The following is a 4,848-nucleotide window of genomic DNA, read 5'->3' as shown; positions in this document are numbered from 1 at the left end:
AGTTGTACCGTTTTCAGCAACTATATTAACGCCTTGGTTACCAGAGATATTACTGCTTTCAATTGTTGTATCTTCTTTCGAAGTTACATTTGCATAACCATCTCTAGCTTCTAAAGTACTATTTGTTACAGTTGTAGAACCATTTGAACTTAGATTTACATCTGTAGCATTTACATTAGTGTCTGTTAGTGTTGTAGATTCCTCTGAAGTAATCTCAACTTTACCTGTACTGTTGAAAGTATTATTCGTTAAAGTTACATTCGTACCTGCAACACTTACATTACCTGAATTGTAGTTAAAGTTAGATACTTGAGCATTGTTTCCTGCAGTAACAGTTAAATCAGTACCATCACCTAAACTTACACCAGTAGCATTAACTGTAGCATTACCACCAGCGGTTACAGTGAAGTTAGCATTTTCACCAGTTGATAATTTACCATCTGTAAAGTCAACATCAGCTGTATTTGAATTTAAAGTTACCGCTTTAGTACCTGAGATATTTGAATTATTTACTGTTAAAGCTTCATTTGCAGATAAAACTACATTATTTGCCGTAACGTTAGTACCTTCTACTGTTGCAGAACCATTTACTGCTTTAATAGTTGCATTTTCTGCAGCCGTTAAAATAGTACCATTGCCTAATGATAAGTTATCACCAGCAATTGCAGTAATATTTGCTGTAGCATTTACAGTTGTGTTATTTAATGCTAAATCATCACCAGCAGTGAAAGTTGCATTACCTGCAGTAGCATTGAAACTACTATCTGTAGCATTTAATGTACCATTAGCCTCTACACTTACTTCAGTAGCATTAACATGAGTATCAGTTAATGTTGCATCACTTGAAGCATTTACCGTAAATGTACCTGTACCATTAAAGGTATTGTTAGTTAAAGTAACATTTGTACCTTCAACACTTACATTGCCTGAATTGTAATCAAAGTTAGATACTTGAGCATTATTTCCTGCAGTAACGGTTAAATCTGTACCATCACCTAAGCTTACACCAGTAGCATTAACTGTAGCGTTACCACCAGCAGTTACAGTGAAGTTTGCATTTTCACCTGTTGCTAATGTACCATTTGTGAAATCAACATCAGCAGTATTTGAATTTAAAGTTACCGCTTTAGTACCTGAGATATTTGAATTATTTACCGTTAAAGCTTCATTTGCTGATAAATCAACATTATTTGCCGTAACGTTAGTACCTTCTACTGTTGCAGAACCATTTACTGCTTTAATAGTTGCATTTTCTGCAGCCGTTAAAATAGTACCATTGCCTAATGATAAGCTATCACCAGCAGTTGCAGTAATGTTTGCTGTAGCGTTTACAGTTGTGTTATTTAATGCTAAATCATCACCAGCAGTGAAAGTTGCATTACCTGCAGTAGCATTGAAGCTACTATCGCTTACATTCGCTGTACCATTTGCAGCTACACTTACTTCAGTAGCATTAACATGAGTATCAGTTAATGTTGCATCACTTGAAGCATTAACCGTAAATGTACCTGTACCATTAAAGGTATTGTTAGTTAAAGTAACATTTGCACCATCTACACTTACATTACCTGAGTTGTAATTAAAGTTAGAAACTTGAGCATTATTACCAGCTTTAACGGTTAAATCTGTACCATTTCCTAAGTTTACACCTGTTGCATTTACAGTAGCATTACCACCAGCTGTTACAGTAAAGTTTGCATCTTCACCAGTTGCTAAGGCACTTGCGGCTACATTTACATCTGATTTATTTGCATTTAAGCTTAGAGATTTAGCTCCAGAAATATTAGAGTTATTTACAGTTAAAGTATCATTAGCAGATAAAGCAACATTTGCCGCAGTAATATTAGAGCCTTCAACTACTGTAGACCCATTCGTTGCAACTACGCTTGCATTACCTGTTGAATTAATGATAGTACCATTAGTTAAAGTAGCATTTTCACCTGCAGTTACATTTACATTGGTTGCATTTACTTTAGTATTTTCTAAAGTAGCATTGTTAGTCGCATTAACTGTAAATTCACCTATGCCATTAAAAGTATTGTTAGTTGAAGTTACATTACCACCTTCTAACACCACATTTGCAGTATTAATATCTAAATTCGAAACTGTAGCATTACCAGCAGCTTTTACAGTTAAATTAGTACCATTACCAAATGTATAGTTAGCTGTAGTTGCATCTACAGTTGCATTACCACCTGCAGTTACGGTGAAGTTAGCATTATCACCTGTAGCATAAGAAGAAGCAGCTAAATTAACATCTGAATTATTTGAGTTAAAGCTTAAGCCTTTACTACCTGAGATATTAGAATTATTAACTGTTAAAGTGTCATTTGCAGAAAGAGTAACATTACCTGCAGTTACATTTGATCCCTCTACAGTGGTAGAAGCATTAGAAGAACTAATTAATACACTTCCTGTAGCATTAACAAAAGTATGATTATCTAAAGTTAAATTCTCTTTAGCTGTTAATGAAACCGAATCTCCTGCTGTAAGAGAAGCATTTTGTAAATAAGTAGTACCATTAGTAGAAGCTACGGTTAAATTAGCACATGATTCTGCAGTAGTGTTAGTTACAGAAACAGTTTCACAACCAGTAACACTTAAATTACTTTTTGCATTTAATGAAGTATTTTCAACTGTAACATTACCACCACCAATTGTTAAGGTATCTGCATCTAAACTTACATTAGATACTGTAGCATAGTTACCACCATATACATTTAGATCTGAAGAGTTTGTCATCTCTAAAGTTACAGTATCAGTTAAGGTAACATTGTTAGTCGCACAAATGTTAATTACCCCTTCAGTAACCCCTACTTTTGCACTATCAAAAGTAACATTACCACCTACAGCATTTAAAGTAGTATTAGTTTCTGAAGTTACAGAAGAGTTAGATACACTAACATCACCATCTGTAGTTGATAAAGATACTACATTACCTGAAATCGAACTATTATCGGTAACATTTAAGCTTTTTACAGAAGAAGTAATAGTTGCAGTATCGCTACCATTAATTGTAGTGTTTTCAATATTTAATGAACTTCTTGTATTGTTTAACACTAATGATTTAGTTACATTTACACTACTGTTTGCTAAAGTAGTCGTAACTCCATCAATATTTAAAGCATCTGGATTTGCTTGTAAAATTAAGCTTTCAGCGGTTAGATTAGAGTTATTAAACGTTAAGTTAGCGTTATATCTAAAATCTAAGGTACCGTTTTCAACGGTAATATTAGTATCCGTTACACTTGAAGAAGCATAAGCATTAGCACGAATATAAGCTACTGCGGATGAACCATTTGAACCACGTACGGTAATATTTGATTTAGAAATATTTAACCAATACTTATCATCTGCAGTATAAGTTAAACCATTTCCAGAACCTAATACTAAACTATTTACGTTAATTGTTGTATTAGTTACACTAAAGTTAGCATAACCAGTTAAAGTTAAAGTACCATTACCACCAAAGTTAAATGTTGAATTAGTAATGTTATAACCACCACCAGTAGTATAAATAGTTAAGTAGTTATTATTACCTGATAAAGTGTAAATATATGCATTAGTAATTGAAATATTACCAGAAACAGCAATAGTTACACTTGTAGATTTAAGTTGATTGTTGATTGTAGTATCTGTAATTTTTGAGCCAGCATAATCAGTATAACCACTGTACCACCAACTACCACTTACGCTTGTAGATGAGCCATTTACAATTGATAGATCTACTGGGTCAATTAACCAATTACCATAGTAGCTTTTACCTAATTGCGATGAAGTATTTACACTAATGTTATCTGCTACCGTAATGTACTTACCTGAAGTTTCAAGGAAACCACCTTTACCAGCAACAGAAGTAGCTAAGAAACTACCATCTACATAAGTATAATTACCCCAAACAGCGATATTACCACCATTACCAGTAGTACCAGAAGCATCAACTACTGAACCACTTTCTACTATAGTAGTATTTGCTAATTTAACTGAACCGTTACCTTGGAAATCACCACCAACGTAAACTTCACCACCTTCTTGACCAGAAGCATTAATTACAGAATTTGATTCTAAAACAACATTATCGCCTAAAACTTTTACTGTACCACCTTTACCTGAAGCATTAGAAGCATTAAGCGTACCATTGTTGATAACAAGACTATTTGTTGTTCCTGTTACTTCTGAATCAGTTTGTGCTGTTGTTTGTACTTCATCAGAAACTGATGCACCATAAAGTACGATTTCTCCATCAGCATTAATTTTTGCATTAGTTGCTGATGTAGCATAGTTAGACATAATGTCTGAGAACTCGCTTGCAGAAGTATAACCATTAGCTACTTTATTACCTAGTAAAGTTGCACGTTTAGATACAATTTCACCTAAGTTTACAGCTTTATTTTCTGCAGTTACTTTATAGCTAATTAAAGGATTATCTAAATCCTGAATTGTAATGCTTTGACCTGCTAAAAGGTATACTGAACCATTTTTAGCTTCAAGCACCCCAGTATTAATTACTTGTCCACCAACTAAAGCTAAAGTACCATCATCATTAACTTTAATTACACCTTGAGTTAAGATTTGAGCTATAGCTTTATCTTTGTCTTGGTTGAATACGTAATTACCATTTAAGAAATCTTCATTAGTAATATCTAAAGTAGATGCTACTAAAGATCCCACATCAACAGTTGAGTTTGCTCCAAAAACAATCCCAGCAGGGTTCACAATAAATACTTTACCATTTGATTGTAAAGTACCTAAGATTTGAGAAATGCTGCCACCTAACACACGGTTTAATACCGCAGAATCTGATGATTGCTGAATAAATTTAACAATCTCATTTTCATTAATATTAAA

The 4,848-nt window shown here is 33.6% G+C and carries 1 protein-coding gene; it reads right to left on the bottom strand.

The features are described 5' to 3' along the window. On the bottom strand, positions 1–4,848 hold a 4,848-nt coding region (locus tag CKF59_RS00235; RefSeq protein WP_119533978.1), incomplete at both ends, for a beta strand repeat-containing protein.

The organism is Psittacicella gerlachiana (genome assembly GCF_003585965.1).
In the GTDB taxonomy this organism is placed as follows: Bacteria; Pseudomonadota; Gammaproteobacteria; order Enterobacterales; family Psittacicellaceae; genus Psittacicella; species Psittacicella gerlachiana.
This window is presented reverse-complemented; position numbering and strand designations above follow the sequence as displayed.